This window comes from Mesorhizobium sp. CAU 1732, assembly GCF_039888675.1.
In the GTDB taxonomy this organism is placed as follows: Bacteria; Pseudomonadota; Alphaproteobacteria; order Rhizobiales; family Rhizobiaceae; genus Aerobium.
Map to the genome: position 1 here is coordinate 1 of NZ_JBDQQR010000003.1, position 20350 is coordinate 20350.

20 protein-coding genes and 2 pseudogenes are annotated in these 20350 nt (G+C 63.6%); 12 read left to right on the forward strand and 10 right to left on the reverse strand.

Annotated elements, in window-relative coordinates; all coding sequences use genetic code 11:
* A pseudogene (locus AAFN55_RS21625) lies at positions 1 to 174 on the reverse strand (NAD(P)(+) transhydrogenase (Re/Si-specific) subunit alpha); the annotation flags it as partial.
* A 170-nt stretch (positions 175 to 344) separates the two neighbouring features.
* Between AAFN55_RS21625 and AAFN55_RS21630 the strand changes: the two are divergent.
* The 9 genes from AAFN55_RS21630 to AAFN55_RS21670 all read left to right on the forward strand — a co-directional run bounded on the left by AAFN55_RS21630 (position 345) and on the right by AAFN55_RS21670 (position 7952).
* On the forward strand, positions 345 to 2147 hold the full coding sequence (locus AAFN55_RS21630) for an IlvD/Edd family dehydratase (RefSeq protein WP_347801070.1): 1803 nt from the start codon (positions 345 to 347) through the stop codon (positions 2145 to 2147).
* 359 nt (positions 2148 to 2506) lie between these two features.
* Complete coding sequence (locus tag AAFN55_RS21635) at positions 2507 to 3574, forward strand: PilN domain-containing protein (RefSeq protein ID WP_347801071.1); 1068 nt, start codon at positions 2507 to 2509, stop codon at positions 3572 to 3574.
* 41 nt (positions 3575 to 3615) lie between these two features.
* A complete protein-coding gene (locus tag AAFN55_RS21640; RefSeq protein WP_347801072.1) occupies positions 3616 to 4179 on the forward strand; it encodes a GspMb/PilO family protein in 564 nt (187 codons plus the stop codon).
* On the forward strand, positions 4176 to 4712 hold the full coding sequence (locus tag AAFN55_RS21645) for a hypothetical protein (protein WP_347801073.1): 537 nt from the start codon (positions 4176 to 4178) through the stop codon (positions 4710 to 4712). The genes AAFN55_RS21640 and AAFN55_RS21645 overlap by 4 nt, the downstream gene beginning before the upstream one ends.
* Before the next feature lie 109 nt (positions 4713 to 4821).
* On the forward strand, positions 4822 to 6030 hold the full coding sequence (locus AAFN55_RS21650) for a type II secretion system F family protein (protein WP_347801074.1): 1209 nt from the start codon (positions 4822 to 4824) through the stop codon (positions 6028 to 6030).
* Between the two features lie 12 nt (positions 6031 to 6042).
* On the forward strand, positions 6043 to 6477 hold the full coding sequence (gspG, locus tag AAFN55_RS21655) for a type II secretion system major pseudopilin GspG (protein ID WP_347801075.1): 435 nt from the start codon (positions 6043 to 6045) through the stop codon (positions 6475 to 6477).
* A 43-nt stretch (positions 6478 to 6520) separates the two neighbouring features.
* Entirely contained in the window at positions 6521 to 6940 is a 420-nt protein-coding gene (locus tag AAFN55_RS21660; protein WP_347801076.1) for a hypothetical protein, read from the forward strand.
* Positions 6937 to 7305 carry a prepilin-type N-terminal cleavage/methylation domain-containing protein gene (locus tag AAFN55_RS21665; protein WP_347801077.1) on the forward strand — a complete coding sequence of 123 codons (369 nt, stop codon included), beginning with the start codon at positions 6937 to 6939 and terminating at the stop codon, positions 7303 to 7305. The genes AAFN55_RS21660 and AAFN55_RS21665 overlap by 4 nt, the downstream gene beginning before the upstream one ends.
* Positions 7302 to 7952 (forward strand): prepilin-type N-terminal cleavage/methylation domain-containing protein, encoded by a 651-nt coding sequence (locus AAFN55_RS21670; protein WP_347801078.1) that lies wholly within the window; start codon positions 7302 to 7304, stop codon positions 7950 to 7952. Before AAFN55_RS21665 ends, AAFN55_RS21670 begins: the two co-directional genes overlap by 4 nt.
* 16 nt (positions 7953 to 7968) lie before the next feature.
* Here AAFN55_RS21670 and AAFN55_RS21675 read toward each other — a convergent pair.
* Positions 7969 to 8064: pseudogene (locus AAFN55_RS21675) on the reverse strand (transposase domain-containing protein); the annotation flags it as partial.
* A 78-nt stretch (positions 8065 to 8142) separates the two neighbouring features.
* Between AAFN55_RS21675 and AAFN55_RS21680 the strand changes: the two are divergent.
* Entirely contained in the window at positions 8143 to 9069 is a 927-nt protein-coding gene (locus tag AAFN55_RS21680) for a LysR family transcriptional regulator (RefSeq protein ID WP_347801079.1), read from the forward strand.
* A gap of 156 nt (positions 9070 to 9225) precedes the next feature.
* On the opposite strand, the gene AAFN55_RS21685 is transcribed toward AAFN55_RS21680, so the two are convergent.
* From AAFN55_RS21685 to AAFN55_RS21710, 6 genes are all read right to left on the reverse strand, one after another.
* Positions 9226 to 10968 (reverse strand): FAD-dependent oxidoreductase, encoded by a 1743-nt coding sequence (locus AAFN55_RS21685; RefSeq protein ID WP_347801080.1) that lies wholly within the window; start codon positions 10966 to 10968, stop codon positions 9226 to 9228.
* A gap of 246 nt (positions 10969 to 11214) precedes the next feature.
* On the reverse strand, positions 11215 to 12717 hold the full coding sequence (locus AAFN55_RS21690; protein WP_347801081.1) for a tripartite tricarboxylate transporter permease: 1503 nt from the start codon (positions 12715 to 12717) through the stop codon (positions 11215 to 11217).
* A gap of 12 nt (positions 12718 to 12729) precedes the next feature.
* Positions 12730 to 13200, reverse strand: coding sequence for a tripartite tricarboxylate transporter TctB family protein (locus tag AAFN55_RS21695; RefSeq protein ID WP_347801082.1), 471 nt, complete (start codon positions 13198 to 13200; stop codon positions 12730 to 12732).
* A 69-nt stretch (positions 13201 to 13269) separates the two neighbouring features.
* Positions 13270 to 14235, reverse strand: a complete 966-nt coding sequence (locus AAFN55_RS21700) for a tripartite tricarboxylate transporter substrate binding protein (RefSeq protein WP_347801083.1) — start codon at positions 14233 to 14235, stop codon at positions 13270 to 13272.
* A gap of 196 nt (positions 14236 to 14431) precedes the next feature.
* Positions 14432 to 15559 carry an iron-containing alcohol dehydrogenase gene (locus tag AAFN55_RS21705; protein ID WP_347801084.1) on the reverse strand — a complete coding sequence of 376 codons (1128 nt, stop codon included), beginning with the start codon at positions 15557 to 15559 and terminating at the stop codon, positions 14432 to 14434.
* Positions 15560 to 15951: 392 nt separating this feature from the next.
* Positions 15952 to 16125: a hypothetical protein gene (locus tag AAFN55_RS21710; protein ID WP_347801489.1), complete on the reverse strand. Its 174-nt coding sequence runs from the start codon at positions 16123 to 16125 to the stop codon at positions 15952 to 15954.
* A 335-nt stretch (positions 16126 to 16460) separates the two neighbouring features.
* Between AAFN55_RS21710 and AAFN55_RS21715 the strand changes: the two genes are divergently transcribed.
* Positions 16461 to 17219: a hypothetical protein gene (locus AAFN55_RS21715; RefSeq protein ID WP_347801085.1), complete on the forward strand. Its 759-nt coding sequence runs from the start codon at positions 16461 to 16463 to the stop codon at positions 17217 to 17219.
* A 20-nt stretch (positions 17220 to 17239) separates the two neighbouring features.
* Here the strand turns inward: AAFN55_RS21715 and AAFN55_RS21720 are convergent, their stop codons facing one another.
* Together AAFN55_RS21720 and AAFN55_RS21725 are read right to left on the reverse strand one after the other, a co-directional pair.
* Complete coding sequence (locus tag AAFN55_RS21720) at positions 17240 to 18508, reverse strand: hypothetical protein (protein WP_347801086.1); 1269 nt, start codon at positions 18506 to 18508, stop codon at positions 17240 to 17242.
* 81 nt (positions 18509 to 18589) lie between these two features.
* Positions 18590 to 19387, reverse strand: a complete 798-nt coding sequence (locus tag AAFN55_RS21725) for a lytic transglycosylase domain-containing protein (RefSeq protein ID WP_347801453.1) — start codon at positions 19385 to 19387, stop codon at positions 18590 to 18592.
* Between the two features lie 241 nt (positions 19388 to 19628).
* Here AAFN55_RS21725 and AAFN55_RS21730 point away from each other — a divergent pair, with 241 nt between their 5' ends.
* The gene (locus AAFN55_RS21730; RefSeq protein WP_347801087.1) at positions 19629 to 20201 is read left to right on the forward strand and encodes a methylated-DNA--[protein]-cysteine S-methyltransferase; all 573 of its coding nucleotides are present in this window, start codon (positions 19629 to 19631) and stop codon (positions 20199 to 20201) included.
* The last annotated feature ends 149 nt before the right edge of the window (positions 20202 to 20350 follow it).

The following is a 20350-nucleotide window of genomic DNA, read 5'->3' on the forward strand; positions in this document are numbered from 1 at the left end:
CGTCGCGCCTGCCGCCTGATAGTCGGAATCGGGTATCCGCGAACTGTCGCCCGCCCCCGCTTCCACCACAACGGACAAACCGAAAGCAATCAGCCGCTTCACCGTATCCGGCGATGCGGCGACACGGGGCTCGCCCGAGCCGCCCTCGGCAGGAATGAAGATGATCTGACTCACGCTTGACTACCCCTCCCCGGCATACGGCGCATCTGCGCGCCTGCCGTATCGCTCAAGATTTTCCTACAATCCACAAAATGGACAACTTGTCCACATTTTTTGCTGGAGGTACTTGTCCGACAATTGCCGATGCCATATCGATGGCTAAACGGTCGTTCTGGGAGGTGTGAATGTCCAAGATCAATGACGCGAAGCGGCTGCGCTCGCGCGAGTGGTTCGACAATCCGGACAATCCCGGCATGACGGCGCTCTACCTCGAACGCTATCTGAACTATGGGCTGACCCGCGAAGAACTACAGTCCGGAAAGCCGCTTATCGGCATCGCCCAGACGGGCTCGGACCTGTCGCCTTGCAACCGGCATCATATCGAGCTCGCCAAGCGCGTGCGCGACGGCATTGTGGCCGCCGGCGGCGTACCGCTGGAATTCCCGGTCCACCCGATCCAGGAGACAGGCAAGCGGCCCACCGCCGCGCTCGACCGCAACCTCGCCTATCTCGCTCTCGTCGAGTTGCTTTATGGCTATCCGCTGGATGGCGTCGTGCTGACCATCGGCTGCGACAAGACCACCCCGGCGCTGCTGATGGCCGCGGCCACCGTCAACATTCCAGCCATAGCGCTGTCCGTCGGCCCGATGCTGAACGGCTGGCACAAGGGCGAACGCACCGGCTCCGGCACGGTCGTGTGGAAGTCACGCGAAAGGCTGGCGGCAGGAGAGATCGACTACGACCAGTTCATGGACATCGTCGCCTCATCGGCGCCGTCCGTCGGCTACTGCAACACGATGGGCACGGCGACGACGATGAACTCGCTGGCCGAGGCGCTCGGCATGCAGTTGCCGGGCTCCGCCGCCATTCCAGCACCCTATCGCGAGCGCGGCCAGATCGCCTACCAAACCGGCAAGCGCATCGTCGACATGGTGCGCGAGGACCTGAAACCCTCCGATATCATGACGCGGGAAGCCTTCGAGAACGCCATCGTCGTCAATTCTGCCATCGGCGGCTCGACCAATGCGCCGATCCACCTCAACGCGATCGCGCGGCATCTCGGCGTGTCGCTGACCGTCGATGACTGGCAGAAGGTCGGTCACCACGTTCCGCTGATCGTCAATCTCCAGCCGGCCGGTGAATATCTCGGCGAGGACTATCATCATGCGGGCGGTGTGCCGGCCGTGGTGGCAGAGCTGATGAAGGCCGGCTTGCTGCCGCACCCCGGAGCCATGACCGCCAACGGCCGCACGATCGGCGACAATTGCGCCGCGGCGGAGAATCTCGACGGCAAGGTCATCCGTACCGTGGCCAATCCGCTCAGGAAGGATGCCGGCTTCATCAACCTGAAAGGCAATCTGTTCGATTCCGCAATCATGAAGACGTCGGTCATCTCGCCGGAGTTTCGCGACCGCTATCTGTCAAATCCGCAAGACCCCGATGCCTTCGAGGGCGTCGCCGCCGTCTTCGACGGTCCGGAAGACTACCACCATCGCATTGAGGATCCGTCACTCGGCCTGAACGAGAATACCATCCTGTTCATGCGCGGAGCCGGCCCAGTCGGTTATCCCGGCGGCGCCGAAGTCGTGAACATGCAGCCGCCGGCCTACCTGCTGAAGGCGGGCATCCACTCGCTGCCCTGCATCGGCGATGGCCGTCAGTCCGGCACTTCCGGCTCTCCATCGATCCTCAACGCCTCGCCCGAGGCGGCCGTCGGTGGTGGCCTTGCGCTGCTGCGTACGGGTGACCGGGTACGCATCGACCTGCGCAAGGGGACCGCCGACATCCTCGTGTCGGACGACGAGATCAAGCGCCGTCGCGTCGACCTGCAAAGCGAGGGCGGCTATGCATATCCGAAGCATCAGACACCGTGGCAGGAGATCCAACGGTCGATGGTCGACCAGTTGTCCGAGGGAATGGTTCTGAAGCCGGCGGTGAAGTACCAGAACATCGCCGTCACCAGCGGCGTGCCGCGCGACAATCATTAGAGCATCGGACCGAAAAGTGGCCTGCGGTTTTCGGGTTCTTCCGATGCTCAAACAAAGAGATAGATCGCCACTCGTGCGTCCGTCAGGATGCACGGCGATCTAGGACAGCTCCGGCTTGGGGCCGAATTGCTCGACAGGCAGAGAAGCCGATGTCTGTCGAAATCGAAGTCGAGGTCAATTGCCGACAGCTTCTGCAACTCCGCCAAGGTGGTCGTCCCGGTCTGCTGTCGAGATCGGTGCCCGATGGGCGAAGACTGTGATTGATCTGGAACAGGGGCCTGAGGATGCGCTATGATTAGTTTCACGCGGCAACGGAACTCCGGATCCTGTTCCGGCTTCCGCTCCGAGGTTTGACCGGAATGGCTTCTCCTTTCACCGCGGCGATCCGCAGCATGGATGACTGGATCGCGGGACCGGCCTCCCTGCTCGATGAACTCGCGCGCGTCAAATCCGGCAGCCGCGTGATCGTGTCGGTCGCTGATGACGGGAGCGCGCTTGAAATCAGGCCGGCGTCGAGCCGAAAGCCGTCTGCTCCCCTGTCGGTGCCGATTTCTCCAGACGCGCAGCCGCCCGCTGCATTGCGTACAGCGGTGAACGGAAAGACGGTCCATCTCGGCATCCCCGAGAGCTGGGTGATCGCGCGCCGGATCGAACTGCCGATGGAGGCTGCCAGCCACGTCGAGGGTATCGTTGCATCGCGAATGGGCGCGCTTTCGCCATTGCCTGTCTCCGACATCTATTTCGGCCACAGGGTGCTCGAGATCGACCGCGAAGCCCGGCAGATGACGGTCGCCGTCGCGATCGTTCCGAGGTCGCGCGTCGCTGCTGCCCTGGCATGCCTGAATGTGACCGAGGCCCGCCAGGTCTTGATCTCGGCGCCGTTTCCCGAAGGCGGTGCAGTGACCGTGTCGACGCACCGGCAACAGGGCTCCGGGACCCGTGGCCGGATAAAGTTTCTTCTCGCCGGAGTTTTGGGCATCAGCGTCGTGGCGGCCATCACGGCGCTGGCGGCGCGGCCGCTGATCAAGGACAGCTATGCCGAGCGCCGCGCTGCCGTCGAGGCCCGGGCCGAAAAGGCGCGGCAGGCGATCACGCTCGCGGCGACTCCGTACAAGGCTGACAGCGCGCCTGAGCAGACCGCGCTGAATATCAAGGAAGACGCCGTGAGCGCGCTTGCAGCATTGGACGACCTGGCTCAGGCGTTGCCCACGCACTCCTATGCCACGGAGGTGTCTTTCGCCGATGGGCGCATGCGTCTTTTGGGGCGGACGATCGACGTACCGGAAGTGCTGACCGCGCTGGAATCGTCGGGTCGTTTCGAAGACAGCAAGCTGGTCGGACCGGCTCTGCGCGGCGAGGATGGCGTCACCTCGGAGTTCGATGTCGACACCCGCCCGCTCATCCGCACGGGAAGCTCGCTGCGATGAGGCCGACGACACTATGGCGCGACACGCGGCTTCAATCGCTCATGGTCATTGCCCTGCTGTTCGTCGCAACTCTGGTGCTCGTCGCCGACACTCTCCTGTCCTGGCGCGCGGAAGCGCAAACGCTGGCGCTCTATGAGGAACGTGCCGCATTGCTCGAAAGCAAGGCGTCCAATTCCCCGGTTCAACAGGGCGAAACGCCGGCGCTGGACCTTGGCGGGAGCAGGATACTTCTCGATTCCCAAACCAGCGGGCTCGTCTCGGCCGAGTTCCAGCGCCTGCTTTCCGACCGCGTGGAACGCGTGGGCGCCGTTATCAGGCGCGTCGACATTCCCACGGACGGGCAAATCGCCATCACAGACGGTCCTCAGTTGGAGTCCTTGGAACGCGTTCGTTTGACCGTCGATATCGAGGTCATGGAACAATCGCTGCCAGATCTCCTATATGCCATCGAGGCAGGTTCGCCCGTCATGATCGTCGACAGCTTCCGGCTTCGGTTGAACCGCCGGGTTGATTTGGGGGGAGATCAGACCTCAAGTTCCCTGGATCGACCGCTGTCGCTGAACGTCTCGCTCTCCGCCTTCCGCGAGAAGGACCCCCAGTCATGACAACGCTGCTGCGCGCGACATTGATGCTCGCCGCCGTCGCGGCTTCTTCGAGCCTGTCCTTCGGCACGGAAAGGCTGTCGGTCAGGGAGCGCCCGCTGAGCGACTATGCGGCGCTTCGGGATCGGCCGCTGTTCTCGCCGGACCGGACTGCTCCGATCGCATTCGTTGCCGCCGAGCCGGAACCTGTCGTCGTGCAGCCCGAGCCAGAGCCCGAACCCGAGCCGCCGCCTGCCGCGGCGCCCGATTGGCAATTGGTTGGCATCGTGCGGTCGGCAAGGCTTAACAGCGCGACCTTCACCAGCCCGTTCGAAATGGCGGCCTTCACGCTGCGCACGGGGGAAAGCCGGGAAGGTTGGACCCTGAAGGTAGTCGGCCAGTTTGAAGTCAAGCTCGACGGAGCGGGAGGACGCGCCTCGCTGCGTTTTTCCGATGAGGCGAGCGGTCAACAAATGGTTCCGTCGGAGCAGTGGATGAACACGGAGCCCGGGGTTGATCCATATGGAGAAGCCGATAATCATGGATCCGGGGGGTGATCCGTATCCCAGCTCGCGATTGGCGCATGTTCGGCCTCAGAACGCTGCAACAAGGCGATGACGCGCTTGCATTCGAACACCAGGCGCACAGTTAGGAAGTTCGGCCTCCATGGGCTCCACGGCATTCGCATACAAGGCTTTGAATGGCGAGGGTCGTCTCGAACTCGGGCGGATCGATGCGTCCGATTCCGACGATGCCGTCCAGAAGCTCGGGGCGCGCGGGCTGATCCCGGTCAGTGTCGAACAGAGCGTGCGGTCTGCATCACGCGCACCGCTGTTTACGACCCGGATACCGCCGGCGGCTGTCACGCGGCTGCTCTCCGATCTGTCGATCATGCTGAATGCGGGAATCCGGATCGACGAGGCGCTGGCGATCATGGAAAAGGAATTCGACAGCGGCAGGCTTCAACCCGTCGTTGCCGGCATTCGCACCGACCTGGCGTCGGGCAAGTCATTCTCCAGTGCGATGGAGGCCTGGCCTGCCTTGTTCCCGACGTTCCAGGTCGCAATGATTCGTGTCGCGGAGAGCTCCGGCAAATTGCCCACCCTCCTGTCGCGCATCGTGGAGGAGCGCCAGAGTTTCGAGGCATTGCAAGTCAAGGTCAGCGAGGCGCTTCGGTATCCGGCGGTCCTGTTTGCCGGCACGATCTGCGTACTGGTCTTCTTTCTGGTAGGGGTCGTTCCTCAGTTCGAACCGATGATCATGCAGGGCGGCAACACGGACACGGTGATGGTGGCGATGTTCGCGGTCTCGACTTTCCTGCGCGACTACGGGCTTCTCCTTCTGCTTGGGGCATCGGTACTCGTATTGCTGGGCTTCGTGGCGGCACGGCGGGGCCTTCTTTCGGCATGGCTCTGGGGTTTCGCCAAAAAGCTTCCGCTTCTGTCGGATATACCGGGCAGCTATCGGACCGGGCGGTTCGCCCGTCTCCTCGGCATCATGGTCGAAACGGGCGTGGCGGTTCCCGTGGCTTTCAAACTCATCAGCGATACCATCGATCACGGCGAGGCTGCGCGGGCACGCGCGCAGCAGGCATCCGACGCCCTGCGGCACGGGAACAGGCTTGGCCATGCGCTCGAAATCCTCCAGCTTCCCCCGCTGGCGGTGCGCATGCTGAGGCTCGGCGAGCAGAGTGGCGAACTCGCAGGTCTGGCCTATCGTGTCGCCGACTTCTATGAAGTACGGCTGGAGCGTTCGCTGTCGCGTATCGTCGGGCTCGTCGGCCCTGCGGCGGTGGCAACCATCAGCATTTTGATCGGCGGTATGATCGTGTCGATCATGTCCACTCTTATGTCCTTCAACGATATGGTCCGATAGGAGCCAGAGTGCATGAGCGTACATTTCGCAGTTGATTCCCATCTCACGCAGCGCAAGCGTGCCCGGCGCCGCAGGGCGGGCTTCACGCTGATCGAGATGCTGGTCGTTCTGGCCATCATCGGCCTGATCTCGGCGCTCGTAGGACCTCGTGTTCTGGCGCAGTTGTCCGACTCGCGCGAGCGTGCCGCCAAACTTCAGATCGAGGCATTCTCCAGCGCGCTCGACATCTTCTACATAGATGTCGGCCGTTATCCGGTGCAGGCCGAGGGCCTGGGAGCCCTGGTGCGCAAGCCCTCGACCATTCAGGTCTGGAACGGGCCATACCTGCGCGGCGAGAGTGTTCCGCTCGACCCGTGGGGCAATGAATACAAATACGCGAGCGACGGAAAGACGTTCAACATCACAGCCGATGGACCCGGTGGGCGCGGCTCCAATGTGTCCGACTAGCCCTGGGGGCAACAGCAACCGAAAAACGGCGCAGCGCGGCGTCGTGCTGCTCGATGTGGTCGCGGCGCTCGCGATCTTCGCCCTCGCGGCCTTCGTGCTGATGCCGCGCCCGCGTTACACCGTCGGGGCTGCCGAGCTTTCCGGCGAGGCGGTTCGCATCAGCGGGGAGTTCCGCAAGGGCAGAGCGAAGGCCCTGACCACGGGCAGCGTCGTCGACGTAGCGGTCGATCCGGGAAACAATCGCATTCAGGTGGATGGCGCCAATGCGATCTCGATCAGGGACGGGGTAGCCTTGAACTGGGTCACGTCGGACCGGTGTCCCATACGAGGCGGAACCAGAGCCTTGCGCTTCCTTGCCGACGGACGGTCCTGCGGGGGCGTCATGACACTGTCCGCCAGCGGCCGGGCGATCGACCTGCGCGTCGACTGGCTGACCGGTCGCGTGGAAATGAGCCCGAAATGACAGCGCGGCGCAGACGCGGCTTCACGCTGATCGAGGTTCTGGCCTCGCTTGCCATCGCCGTGCTGCTGATCGTTCCGATCGCGCGGATGATCACGGGCACCGCGGGCGCGTTCGCGGGTCTGGAGCGATCGACCGAGCGCCGTGTCGGCATGCAGGCGGCCATGGCGGTCGCGATGACCCTCGACCAGTTGCGGACGGGCCGGCGCGTGATCGGGGATTACACGGTCATCGTGGAGCCATACCGCTTCGAACGCGCTTCGGCGCTGGCTCGGGCCGGATGGCAGCTTTACTCCGTCACCGTTCGCAGCACCGACGGATCAGGTGACGACGTCATACAGACCGTGCGCCTCGGCAAGCTGCAATGACGAGGAAACGCAGCGCCCGGGCCGGCTTCACGCTGATCGAGGCTTTGGCTTCGCTGGTGCTTGCGACGATGCTGTTTGGCGGGCTGGCGCTCTACACCGGAACCTGGCTGCGCCAGTGGCATGGGATGATCGCCAGAGGCGGGCAGGAGGACACGGTGGCCGTGATCCTCGACCGGATGGTGGAGGATCTGGAGGCCGCGCAGCCCGGCTATTCCAACGCGCAACAGGCCGCTGCGGTCCGCTTCACCGGCCATGCCGATGCGGTCACCTTCGTGCGCCCGGCGCTCGGCTACGAGCCGCGTGCGGGACTTGATGACATCACCTATTCGATGGGTCGGGCCGGATCCGACGACGCCCTCATTCGTGCCCGCCGCGATTTCATGATGAGCGGCGGTGGGGAGGATCTTCCGCTGATGCGCGGCGATCTGAAGCTGTCGTTCAGCTATGCCGGAACGGACGCCGCGCTCAGCCCCGAATGGACAAGCACCAATCGCCTGCCGTCACTCGTCCGCATCGAGATATCCGGCAATTCTCCGCGTCCCTGGCGGCAATGGGCCTATGCGCGGCTGCGCGTCGAGCTGCCCGCGCGGTGCGGCGCGGCCGACGCGCTCGCGCCGTGTCTGCAGCGCTACGGCATCGGCTCCTGAACTTCGCAGGGCTGTACCACGGCAGCAGCGCATGAAGCCGGATGCGGGCGAGAACATCGGCAAGCCAGGCTTGCGGATCGACGCCGTTGAGCTTGGCGCAGGTGATCAACGATCTTCATTTGAAATCCTTGCGGTATTTGAAATCCTTGCGGTCGATGTGATCTCGGTATAACATTCACTCAACTCAGGCATGACCCCACCGCTCCACTCGATCATTTCCAGGCTCCACCTGAAACAGCTGCGGCTCCTGGTCGCGCTGGGCGAGAACGGCTCGCTCCTGAAGGCCTCGCAGCAGGTCGCCTTGACGCAACCGGGCGCGAGCAAGGCATTGCAGGAGATCGAGACGACCTTCGGCACGCCGCTGTTCGTTCGCACCAACCGGGGCCTGGAGCCCAATGCCGTCGGCCATTGCGTGATCCGCTATGCGCGCCTGATCCAGACGGATCTCGCGCACCTGCGCGACGAGATCGTCGGAATCATGCGCGGCCAGGGCGGGCGGGTGGCGGCCGGCGTCATCATGGGCGCGGTGCCGCTGCTCACCGATGCCGTCTCCGCGCTCGTTGCGCGGCAGGCCGACCTGTCCGTCGAGATCGTCGAGGACACCAGCGCCGCCCTGCTGGCCCAGCTCGACGCCGGTCGGCTCGACCTGGCGATCTGCCGCACGACCATCAGCCAGGCGCCGCAGGTCTACGACAGCGTGAAGCTCCAGGATGAAACGCTCGCGGTGATCGCGAACGTCGACCATCCGCTGCGGCACGCGAAGAAGCTCACTCTGCAGGAACTGGTGCCATACCGATGGGTGGTATACCGCGCGAACATGCCGATGCGGCTCCTGCTCGAACGCGAATACCGCGATTGCGGGATCCGGTTCCCGGAACACCTGCTCGAGACGACCTCCGCTTTTGCGACGCTGGCGCTGCTGCAGGCCAACCCGTCCTTCGTGGCCCTGGTGTCGATCGAAGTCGCGCAGTTCTTCGCGCACCGGCAGATGACGCGCATCCTGCCGCTGGCCCTGGCGTCGCGAAGCGAGGCCTATGAGCTCGTCACCCGCAAGGGGGCGCCGATCCCGCCCGTCGCCAAACTGCTGATCGACGAATTGGTCCATCGCCAGTCCTGAGCATCAGGCCGGCGCGGCCGCGTCGGCCAGCGCTGTGGGCGACGCTGATCGCCGGCCCCATGCCACCGGCGCTGAGATCACTGGCCTCGGGTCCGAGGAACAGATAGTCCCGCCGGACCGAGAGGCCTGGCGGGACTGTTGTTGAGAGTTCTAGTCCTAGCTATACGGACGGAGGGCTGCGTGCTTTCCTGCGATGTAGCCCTGAGCGAGAGCGCGACCGTTCCCGTGCTGACTGAATCCGCCAGCGGCTTCTCCGGCGGCGTAGAGGCCGGGAATTACCTGACCGGCAAAGTCGAGGACCTGGCTTGCGGCGTTGATGCGCAGGCCGGACCGGGGGTCGTGGATCACCGGCGTCGACCAGGCGGCATAGAAGGGCCCCGTTTGGATCTTGAATTGGGGTGTCGGTTTGCCGAAGTCGGCGTCGGCACCCGCATCAACGAAGCTGTTGTACCGCGTCACCGTCTGGACCAGGTTGCTTGCCGGCATGGGAACCCGCTGATACGGCATGACGATCTTCGCTGCGAGCTCCTCCAGCGAGTTTGCCTGGAAGAAGAATCCGTCAGGATCGACAAAGGGTGGCGCCACGTTCCAATTCCTGCGGGCCCTGGTAGTTTCATCGAATATGGCCCAGATCGGGCCACCGCCGTTGTGGCCGTCGCCGATGCCAGCCATAGCGGCGTTGATCCAGTTTTGTGGGTTGTATGTGATGTTCTTGGCGTTCAGGTAGCTGCCTTGAGTGTACGGGTTGACCGAGCCAGCGCTGTTCGTGCCGAATTGACCTCCCGTTTCGTCGTAGAACCGCTTCCCGATCATGTTGACATGGATAACGTCCTGGAAGTTGTTGACGCTTAGCCCCCTGGCTTTCGCAAGCGGGAAGACAACGCTGGTGGGCAACCACTCCAGGAACGAGTAGTTGTACCGCGTTCCGATGCGGCTTGGCTTGGTGATGTTGGTGCCGAACTCTCCGGTCTGGTTGTACGTGCCCGCGAGACCCGCGCCGACATTCAGCCCGGCGAGTATGCCGCTGGCGTCTTGAAAGGAATAGGGCTCGCCGGCGACGCCGCAGTACTCCGCGGTGAGCCGTGGGTCGAACATTCGGCGGTATTCCACATTCCCGTTTCCGCCGCCGGTCGCGATCACTACGCCCTTGCGTGCCTGAATGCTGACGGTGCGGTTTTGATACGTGGCCTTGATCCCGGTCACGCCCTGCTGCATCCGGTGCAGCGACTGCAAACGGTGATTCAGCAGGATCTTCACGCCACGTGCTTTTGCTGCGGCCTCCAGCGGATATATGAAGCCGGGCCCTTGAGACGTCGTCAGCCGTTGTGCCGGGGCTACCTGCAAGCCGGTCCGGACCGAGGGGTAGTCCATGATCGCCGTGTGCATCATCCGGTTGACGGAGTTGCCGGTTTCATTGGCGCCGACGTTGTCGGGCGTGTTTCTCGTCCACCTGACGCCATGGCGGACCAGAAAGTCGTAAATGGTGACGTTGATGTCGGCAAATGCCCGGATGACCTCGCGATCGTTATAGCGGTAGCTCGGAAAGCCGTTCGACTGGACGATGGACCAGTCGGTAAGATCGCGAAACAGGAGATCTGGCGTGTCCATGATGCCGGCCGCCATCTGGGCAGGGGTTCCGCCTCCCAGGGGAATGTTGCCCGAGCTGACGACGCCACGTCCCCCAATGTGCGGTTGCGACTCGAGGACAATAACCGACGCGCCTGCCTCTGCGGCGGCGACTGCGGCGGCAAGACCCGCCGAGCCGCAACCCAAAACGACGACATCGGCTACATTCCCGTTCGCGGCATTGCCAATGTTCACCTGGAAAATGCTGCTGCCCACCCCTGCGGCGGCTATTCCAGCAGCGCCCTTCAGCACTGAGCGTCGGTTGACTGTCATTACGTTCTCCTCCTCGTATTTTAGACCAGCGCGTTCGGGCTTGTGTGGATCGGGGCCCGAACAGCAAAACTCCTTAGTGGCGATCGCCGTAGAGACCTGGTCGACCGCAGTATTGCAGCATTCGCTCTTCCGACAACTGAGAAGATGTGATCTCGGTATAACATTCACTCAACTCAGGCATGCCTCCCCCACCCCACTCCACTCGATCTTTTCCGGGCTCCACCTGGCGGGAGCTCTCGGCAGCACTCATGTGCTGGCTGGCACGTCGTCATGCTTCCGTGGTTTGCCCCACGAATAGATGATCGATAGCCAGACCAGACAGAAGAACGCGAAAAGCGCGAAGGCGACGGGCCGATTGACGAAATCGATGAGGTTCCCCTGTGACTTGATCAGTGTCGAAATCAGGTTTTTCTCCAGGAGCGGACCGATGACGATTCCAAGCACGCATGGCGCGATCGGGAACCCGTTCTCTTCCATCAGATAGCCGACCACGCCGAAGATCAGCATGATCGTGACTCCGTAAACCGCGTTGTTGGAGGCGAAGGCCCCGACAATGCAGAAGATCAGGATCAGCGGCATCAGCACCGATTTCGGGATGAGCAGGATGTTCTTCGAGAATTTGATGAGCGCCCAGCCCAGCGGAACCATGATCAGATTGGCGAGGATGAAGATCAGGAAAACGGCATAGATCGTCTGCGGATTGAACAGGAACAGCGTCGGGCCGGGATTCATGCCCTTGACGTAGAGGACACCGATGACGATGGCCGTGATCGTGTCGCCGGGAATGCCGAAAACAAGCGCGGGCACCCAGGCGCTGGAAAGGGAGGCGTTGTTCGCCGCGGATGCCTCGACCACGCCTTCGATATGGCCTTTGCCGTATTTCTCCGGCGTTTTCGAGAAACGTCGGCTGACGGCATAACTGACATAGGCGGCAACGTCCGCCCCTGCCCCGGGCAAGATGCCGATGGCGGTTCCGGTGACATTGCCTCGAATAAGTTGGCGCCAATAGGTTTTGAGCATGAAGCCCCAGTGGCGGAAAATGTTGCCCACCGCCTTCGGTGCCTGCTCCCAGCCGCTTCCGCCGTCAATCACGGTGCGCAGCACTTCGGAGATGGCAAAGATACCGATCATGACCGGGATGAAGTCGATGCCGGCCAGCATATCGGTCGAACCGAATGTCAGACGCGGCACCCCGGCGGGATTGTTGAGACCGACGCTTGCGATCGTCAGGCCGAGAAACAGGCTGATAAGCCCCTTGACCGGACTGGACGTGCCCATGAAGACGGCGCAAGTCAGCCCCAGAAGCGCCATCCAGAAATATTCCGGCGTGGAAAAGCTCATCGCGAATTCGGCCAGCGTCGGAGCGGCGAAAATCAGCACCAGCGTGCCGAAGAGCCCACCCATCGCTGAAAACAGCACGCATGCGCCAAGAGCGAGTTCGGCCTGCCCCTGCCGCGTGAGACGATAGGTATCTTCGACATAGGCTGCGGATGCTGGGGTGCCTGGAATGCGAAGCAGAGCGCCTGGAATATCGCCGGCGAAAATCGCCATGGCCGAACACGCGACCATCGCGCCGACGGCCGCGACGGGTTCCATGAAGAACGTCAGCGGCACGAGCATGGCCGTCGCCATCGTGGCGGTCAGGCCGGGCACGGCCCCAACGAAAATTCCGAATATCGAGGCGGCAAGCACCGTCAGCAGCACGTTCCATGTGGTGACGAGACCGAAAGCCTGAATGATGACATCCATCGCAGCCGTCCCCTACCAGGGCAGTCGCGGCACGATGCCGAACGGCAAGGGCACGAGAAGCATGGTTCTGAAGATGAAGTCGCAAGCCAAAGCCGCGACGATTGCAAGAATGAGAGCCTTGAGCGGATGCACCTTTAAAATGAGGAACATCGCGAAGGTGACGATGATGGCGCTCGGTATGAAGCCCAATCTGCGCGAAAAGAAGATGTAGCCGATCACGAGAAGGACGATTGCGGTCACGCCGAACACAGCGCGCGGATTTCTGATCTCGTCAGACAGATAGACCAGCGGCTCGCGGCCTTGCCTTATGCCCGCGAAGAGAAGTTTCGCCGAGCAAGCCACGATGCCCGCCGATATCAGCAGCGGAAAGGTCGCCGCGCCGTAGCTTTGTCCCGGTATCGACGGGAGCCCGTAAGAATACCAGGCCAGGGAGATTCCCATGACGAGGAATATGGCTCCGAGCGCTGCATCGCTGAATCGCATGAGAGAACCTCACAATATGACAGCGGCAGGCCGCAGCGGAACCACGACCTGCCTACGGATTTGCGACGGCTATTCCGCCAGGCCGATGGCTTTCATCGTCTCGCCGAAGCTGGCGTCCATCGTTTGCAGGAATGTTCCGAACTCGTCACCGCCAAGGTAGCTCGTACCGAAGCCCTGAGCGTTCATGAACTCATGATATTCCTCGCTCTGGTAGACGGCATCCAGAGCCGTGATCAAACGGTCCCTGACATCATCGGGCAGACCGGCCGGTGCGACGATTCCGCGCCATGCGCCGAACGCCCAGTCCGAGCCGGTTTCTTCGGCGAGCGTCGGCACATCCGGGAACAGTTTGGAGCGTTCGCTGCTCATATAGGCCAGCGATTTCACACGTCCGGCGTCGATCAACCCGCGCGCTTCCACCAGAGACGACGGAACGATATCGGTACCGCCCGACATCAGTTCCTGAAGGCCGCTCGCCGCGCCCTCGCTGGGCACCCAGATGACCTTGGTCGGATCGATGTCCGCAGCGTTCAGCATGCCCGCGATCGCCACGTGCCAGCTCGATCCCTGACCGCTTCCCGTGGCCCGAAACGTCCCGGAGGGGGAATCCTGGATCGCCTGCAGCAGATCGTTGACCGTCTGGTATTCGGAGTTTGCCGACACCTGCACGCCGGCGGGGTCCTCATTCATCAGGGCCAGCGGCGTGTACACAGCATATGTCAGGTCGGTCAGACCCAGCCAGTGCATCAGATTGACTTCGGTCGTGGCGAGACCGATCGTGTACCCGTCCGGTTCGGCATCCGCCATGGCCGTGTGCCCGACCACGCCCGACCCACCCGTGCGGTTCACCACATTCACGGACTGGCCCAGTTCCTTTTCAAGACCAACCGCGATGACGCGCGCCACCGCATCGGTTCCGCCGCCTGCGCCCCACGCGACGTAAAGCGTCAGCGGGCGGTCGGGGTATTCGGCCAATGCCGGCACGGCGACCGTGGAAAGCAGCATCGCGGCTGCTAGGCTTTTCACTATTTTCATCTTGCTTCTCCTCCCGATAAAGACTGTGTCGCATCGGCCATTTCCGATGCTGACGAATTTCCTGTTTCTCCTGCAGGCCTTCCGTTGTTGCGTTTCGACGCTTGCTTGCGCCTCTTCTAAAGCCCGCCCGACACGGCGGCGGCACCGATGCCGTGGCCTACGCCCGTTATGATGGCTATGGGCCTCATGGCGTCCTTCACATCACGCTTTCAAGGATCGCGGCATAGTCGTCCGCCGTCAGATCGCGCGGGTTCGTCTGATGGCTGTGATCGGCAAGCGCGCGTTGGCAGGTCCAGGCGAAAACATCGCGCGTCACACCGAGCGCGGACAGTTTCGCAGGCACGCCAAGATCGCGGTTGAGCGTGTCCAGCGCATTCGCCAGCGAAATGCCCTTCAACCCGACCGACGTTTCGAGCCGCGCAATCTTGGCCGCCGCAGCAGGCAGCTCGGCATTCACGCGCAAAACGGGCGGCATGAGGATCGCGTTGAGCGTGCCATGATGCAGCTTGAGCTCCTTCAGCCCTCCAAGGGCGTGGCTCAGCGCATGGACGGCGCCGAGGCCCTTCTGGAAGGTCAATCCGCCCTGCAGCGCGCCCATCATCAATTCCGTGCGAGCGTCGATATCGGCGCCATTGGCGAAAGCGCGCGGCAGCGCGTTCCAGATGCGGACGAAGCCATCCGTTGCGATCGCCTCCGCCGGCGGATTGAAGCGCGGCGACAGGTAGGTTTCGATGCAGTGCGACAAGGCGTCGAGAGCAGTAGCCGCCGTCAGGCCCGCCGGCAGGCCGAGCGTAAGCTCAGGGTCGCATATGGCGCGGCGTGGAATGAGATAGGGGCTGATGAAGCCCAGCTTTCGGCCGTCGTCCAGCGTGATGAGAGCGGCACGCCCGACCTCCGAGCCAGTTCCAGCCGTCGTCGGAACGGCTATGAGAGGCGCGACTGCGGCGGTGATTTTCGGAATGCCGCCGAGGATGGCGGCATATTGCTCAAGCCCGCCTTCGTGGGTGGCGAGGAGCGCGACGCCCTTTGCAAGATCGATCGGCGAACCGCCGCCGATCGCGACGACACCGTCGCACCCGTTCTCACGGTAGACCGCCAGAGCAGCCATGACGGCGCTCTCGGTCGGGTTTGCCGGAACATCGAGGAAGACCGGCGCTGCGGAAAGAAATGCGGTGTTTTGCGTGTCGAGCAGGCCAGCGGCTTTGATGCCATGATCGCTGATCACCAGTGGACGCGACACGCCAAGTTCGCCCAGAGCGGCGGACAAGGAACCGATTGCACCGGCTCCGAAATTGATGGTCGTCAGATAGTTGATAATGTGCATTTCGACTTTCGCGCGATGATGGGCTGAAAGATATGATGAAGGGCTCTGCGCGCCGCAGGCAGTGCTAGTCGCGTGTCACCGCAACGCCACCGCATGCAGCGGTGGCATCGAAACAACGCGCAGATGGCTTTGGCCAATTCGGCATGATTACCTCCCTGAAATCGGTGCTGGCGGCTGCATCATCCGCGTTCCGGCAATTCCTCCAATCGCCGGAAACACCCAACTTAAAATTGCCCATATTGTGGATTAAATGCCCACATTCAGATAATCGCCCAATCGAATGCAGTTTGTCAACTCGGTCCTGCTGCTTCACCCGAACTCGCCCACACGCTAAGAGCAGGCGTTGGTGATGCGCTTGACATCGCAGACGAAGGCGGCGATCAATGATGTGGTCAAATCATCCACATTGTGGATGATGACTTGGCCACGGTCAAGATCAGGGCCGGACAATGTAAGGAGGCGGCGTCATTCCGCTTCAGGCGCGCGTTCTCGTCCTCAACGCCCTTCAGGCGTTTCGCCTCCGGCACATCCATGCCGCCAAACCCAACCTTCCATTTGTAGATCAAGGCTATCAGCCCCCTCACCCACCTTCGTCATCCTCGGGCGGAGCCGGAGCGAAGCGGAGGCGCAGACCCGGGGATCCATGCCTCGACGGCGCATACAAATGATCGCGCGGAAGGAAAGCGCCCGCCTCTGAGCCCTCCAGTCCCGCGTCACAGGCCGAGGCATGGATGCTCGGGTGAAGCCCGAGCAGGACGAAGCGGAGAGGTGTGCGCCCAGCCGTCATCCGGCCCTGCTCAGCGCACATCCCCGCACGGATTGCTCCGCTCCAAAAAAAATCTATCCACCTCCCCCCGAACCCGCGCGACACTCGCGAAGCTGAACGGCAGGAGGGATGGAGATGGACTGGACTGCGGCGATCGAGAGGAACGGGCAAGCGCTGCGGCGCGTCCTTGCCATGCTCGTCGCTCTGGCCGGGCTTGGCGCAGCTCAGGACGGCCGCCCGACCCTGCCCCGCCATCTCCACCGCGCCGTGTTGCGGCTGCTGCGCCCGGTGGAAGCCGCGGCAAGGCGGCTGATCGTCATCGCTGCGCGTGGCCTCGTCGTGACTTTGTCGCCCGCGCGGCCGCGCAAGCCGCGGCCGAAACCGGTCGCGCCCCTGCTTCGCAGCCTCGGCATCGCCGTCGTCATGCCGTCCGCCGACCGCCTCTCGGCCAGGCCGGCCGCCGCACCCAAACCCCGCGCCGCCCGCGCGCATGTGCTGCCGCTGCTCGATCCGATCCGCCTGCCACGCACCAGCCGCGCCCGGCGCGTCCCGGCGCATGCCGCCCCGCGCATTTGCGTCCCCGGCGCCACGGCGCGGCATCGGCTTCCCCTGCCGCCCTCGCCCGACGATGTGCTGGATGCGACGCGGCTCGGCCTCAGGCTTGACGCGATTGCATCCGTGCTCGACGACCTGCCGAAGCATGCACGGCGTCTGGCGCGGTGGCGGGCGCGGCGCGATCGGCGAAGCGCCGATGGCCGCCCGTGCCGCCTGTCGCCCTTGAAGCCCGGTGGCCCGCCCGGCTTCAGCCGTCCGCCCGCCCGGGACGTCGATGAAATCCTCGCCGATCTTCATCACTTCGCCATCGAGGCGTTGGCGCCGCCCGACACCTCATGACGCAACACGCCGCACGCGGTTTACGCAGCAGACAGCGCCGGCATCGGCAGCGGTCGCCGACGCGGCGTGCGCATCGTCGCGAACACGATCACCGGCGCGACGAAGGCGGCGATATGCACCCAGGAGATGACGATCTCGTTGGTGAAATGCGTGACCACCAGCATCCCCGGCGTGGCCGACAGCATGTAGAGCAGTTGCATCGTCGTGTTGCCCCGCATCGCGGCGGTGTAGATCCAGCCCAGGCTCATGCCGACCAGAAGGAACTTCAGGCAACCGAAATACCAGAACGAGGCGAAGGCATCGAGCATGCCGGTCGAGGTGCTGCCGGACGCCGAGGCGTAGCCGAACGGGAACTCCGGCGGCAGGTCGAGGTAGAGCGAGGTCTTGAACGTGTCGCCGAACAGTTGCGCCGGCACGTAGGTGTGGACGAGGCTGTTCCAATGCGACATGCCGAGATCGAACGTCTGGTTGGTGGAGAGATGGTCCATCGCATAGGCGAGGTTGCGCACTTCGGGCCCGCCCTCCCGCAGGAGCTTGTTCCAGTTGGCCTCGAGGTCGATGTCGAGAACGGCCGACCAGTCGCGTTCGGTGTTGTAGTGCACGGACTCGCGATATTCGCCCGCGCCGAGCAATCCGACCATCGCGAAACAGAGCCCCGCCAGCACCGCCATCCGCGGTGCCGCCCATCGCCTCTGGAACCAGAAGGCCAGCGCGAAGATCAGCAGCAGTTCGGACAGGTCGCTGCGCCGCCCCGCCAGCACGATGCGATCGAAGTAGAAGATCAGGTCGAAGAGGATGATGCCGAGTGCCAGCTTCGAGGGGCGGCGCGCATAGCACAGCACCGCGATCGCGAGGCCGTAGGTCAACAGCTTGGCGAAGAACAGATACGCGACGGCCGCACCCGTCAGGAAGCCGCGCAGGCGCTGCTCGTCCGGCAGGGCGCCGAGCTTGTAGAAGAAATAGGCGCCGACGACCGACAGGAGGGCGGCGGCCTTCAACAGCCGGCCTTCGTCGAGCATCAAATCCCATGTCGGGCTGCTCCGCGTGCCGATCGCCCAGCCTGCCCAGCACATGGCGAGGCACAGCGCCGAGAAGAACAACGCTGGCGCCATGATGTCGTGCGGCACGAAATAATCGTTCAGGATACCCGGCGCCTGCGGCAGCACGAAGGTCACGAACATGCCGGCTGCGAGAAAGGGAAATCCGTAGAAGCGTCCGCGCACGGCGAGGCCGTGAGCCAGAATGCCCACGCACAAGAGCGCCAGCAATGCCGTCGCGATCCAGGCCAACCCACCACCTCGGTTCAGGCGGCGAGCATCCCGCGCGACGCCACGCGCTGCAACGTCACCGATAGGCGTAGGAGGCTGATGCTATTCGCTGAAACCGAGACCCGACGCCGCCGAAGCCGCCACGGGTGGTGCCGGCGCGAAGGTCGGGGTCGGCACGGGCTGCTGCTCGGAGGCGCTCGCGACAGTGCTTTCCGGCGCGGTCATGCGCTTGCGCGCGGGACGCAGGCCGGTCTCCTCGAGCAGGCCCTTGCGCTTGGCGTCGTAATAATAGCCGCGCGAATAGAAGCGAACCGCCTGATCCGGGTCACCGGCAGCCGTGAGGTAGGCGCCCCGCAGATACTTGCCGGCATATTTGAGATTGGTCTCGGCATCGAGCAGGCCGGATGCGGGGCCCCGGTAGCCCATGCCCTGCGCGGTATCGTGCCTGATTTGCATGAGGCCCCAATAGGGCCCGTTGCGCGCTGCGGGGTTGAATGTGCTCTCGCGCTTCACGACGCGGCGCATGAGGTCCTCGGGAATGCCGTGAAGGCTGGCATATTGGGCGATCAGCGCGTCGAGCTCGGGACTGCGCGCGGCGACCTTTTTTGCAACGAGGACGTCGGAAACCGGATTGGCGGCGGCGGCACTCGTCGGCGTCGGCCCCGCAAACGACTGTTCGGCCACGGCCGGTGCGGCCTGCGGCTCGGCGGAGGCGACCGCGACCGCCTCGGTCTCCGCGACGGCCGGCTCGGCGCGCGCGATGACCGTCGGCACTTCGGCGACGGTTTCGGGCAATTCGGGATCGGCCGGGAAAGACAGTTGGGACGATGCCTCGATCGAGGCCATCTCGGCCGTCGTGCACCCGCCGAGCGCAACGGCGCCAAGCAATCCCATGGTCATCAGTGTCAAGCGAAATGCAGGCAAGGCCGCGCCTTCATCGTCGTTTCGTGGTCCCACCCGTTTCGCTCATAGCCGAAGCCGCGCCGTCAGGCAACGGCAGACGTTAACGCGGCGTTAGCATGTCGCGACCGCCGGCCGTCGCGGCGGACTTGTCAGGAGCCTCCGCGGGCGCGACGTTCGTGCTTTGTTCGGCGCATGAAGCGTGCTAATGTGGCAGGCTCGATCCTCAGTGAGCGCCCCCATGAGCACCGCATCTGGCCATCATGTCTTCGAAACCCGGCTCGGCTTCTTCGCGCTTGCGTGGAGCGGCGCCGGCCTGACCCACGTGGCACTGCCGGAGGCGACGCATGAGGCCGCCATGCGCCATGTCGCCAAATGGGGTTTCACGTCGGGCGACGGCGACGGGACGGGTTCGCCCCTGCCCGATTTCGTGGCGGAGACCGTCGAACGCATCACCCGCTACGCACAGGGCGAGCCGGTTGATCTCGCAGCCATGCCTCTCGATCTCAGCGGTATCGACGGCTTCCGCCGGGCGATCTACGCGGCCGCGTTGAAACTCGGCTTCGGCGACGTCGTCACCTATGGCGAACTGGCCGAGAGAGCCGGCTTCCCGAAGATGGCGCGCGAAACGGGACAGGCGCTGGGGCGCAACCCGATGCCGCTTGTCGTGCCGTGTCACCGCATCGTTGCTGCGGGCGGCAAGATCGGCGGCTTCTCCGCTCCCGGCGGCGCCGTGACCAAGGAGCGTCTTCTGGCTCATGAAGGCGTCCGCGTCGGACCGCCTGAACCAGCCCAGGCAACGTTCGCCTTCTGACGAAGGCCACCTCGACGAACTTGCGCGAAACTGGTGCGCAATTCTCCGCTTCTTGTGCGGACGGCAAGCCGTGCCATAATCAGGTCATGCGATTCGCGGCTTCGATTGAGCGAATTGTCGTATCCGGAAGTGTCCGTCCTGTGTCCCCG

What these genes read in the sequence shown, in the direction of transcription:
- AAFN55_RS21730 (WP_347801087.1), top strand. Translation starts at nt 19,629, where the DNA reads ATGAGCACCGCATCTGGCCATCATGTCTTCGAAACCCGGCTCGGCTTC.
- AAFN55_RS21695 (WP_347801082.1), bottom strand. Translation starts at nt 13,200, where the DNA reads ATGCGATTCAGCGATGCAGCGCTCGGAGCCATATTCCTCGTCATGGGA.
- gspG (WP_347801075.1), top strand. Translation starts at nt 6,043, where the DNA reads ATGAGCGTACATTTCGCAGTTGATTCCCATCTCACGCAGCGCAAGCGT.
- AAFN55_RS21630 (WP_347801070.1), top strand. Translation starts at nt 345, where the DNA reads ATGTCCAAGATCAATGACGCGAAGCGGCTGCGCTCGCGCGAGTGGTTC.
- AAFN55_RS21685 (WP_347801080.1), bottom strand. Translation starts at nt 10,968, where the DNA reads ATGACAGTCAACCGACGCTCAGTGCTGAAGGGCGCTGCTGGAATAGCC.
- AAFN55_RS21715 (WP_347801085.1), top strand. Translation starts at nt 16,461, where the DNA reads ATGGACTGGACTGCGGCGATCGAGAGGAACGGGCAAGCGCTGCGGCGC.
- AAFN55_RS21680 (WP_347801079.1), top strand. Translation starts at nt 8,143, where the DNA reads ATGACCCCACCGCTCCACTCGATCATTTCCAGGCTCCACCTGAAACAG.
- AAFN55_RS21640 (WP_347801072.1), top strand. Translation starts at nt 3,616, where the DNA reads ATGGTCATTGCCCTGCTGTTCGTCGCAACTCTGGTGCTCGTCGCCGAC.
- AAFN55_RS21690 (WP_347801081.1), bottom strand. Translation starts at nt 12,717, where the DNA reads ATGGATGTCATCATTCAGGCTTTCGGTCTCGTCACCACATGGAACGTG.
- AAFN55_RS21645 (WP_347801073.1), top strand. Translation starts at nt 4,176, where the DNA reads ATGACAACGCTGCTGCGCGCGACATTGATGCTCGCCGCCGTCGCGGCT.
- AAFN55_RS21665 (WP_347801077.1), top strand. Translation starts at nt 6,937, where the DNA reads ATGACAGCGCGGCGCAGACGCGGCTTCACGCTGATCGAGGTTCTGGCC.
- AAFN55_RS21705 (WP_347801084.1), bottom strand. Translation starts at nt 15,559, where the DNA reads ATGCACATTATCAACTATCTGACGACCATCAATTTCGGAGCCGGTGCA.
- AAFN55_RS21635 (WP_347801071.1), top strand. Translation starts at nt 2,507, where the DNA reads ATGGCTTCTCCTTTCACCGCGGCGATCCGCAGCATGGATGACTGGATC.
- AAFN55_RS21725 (WP_347801453.1), bottom strand. Translation starts at nt 19,387, where the DNA reads ATGACCATGGGATTGCTTGGCGCCGTTGCGCTCGGCGGGTGCACGACG.
- AAFN55_RS21700 (WP_347801083.1), bottom strand. Translation starts at nt 14,235, where the DNA reads ATGAAAATAGTGAAAAGCCTAGCAGCCGCGATGCTGCTTTCCACGGTC.
- AAFN55_RS21650 (WP_347801074.1), top strand. Translation starts at nt 4,822, where the DNA reads ATGGGCTCCACGGCATTCGCATACAAGGCTTTGAATGGCGAGGGTCGT.
- AAFN55_RS21670 (WP_347801078.1), top strand. Translation starts at nt 7,302, where the DNA reads ATGACGAGGAAACGCAGCGCCCGGGCCGGCTTCACGCTGATCGAGGCT.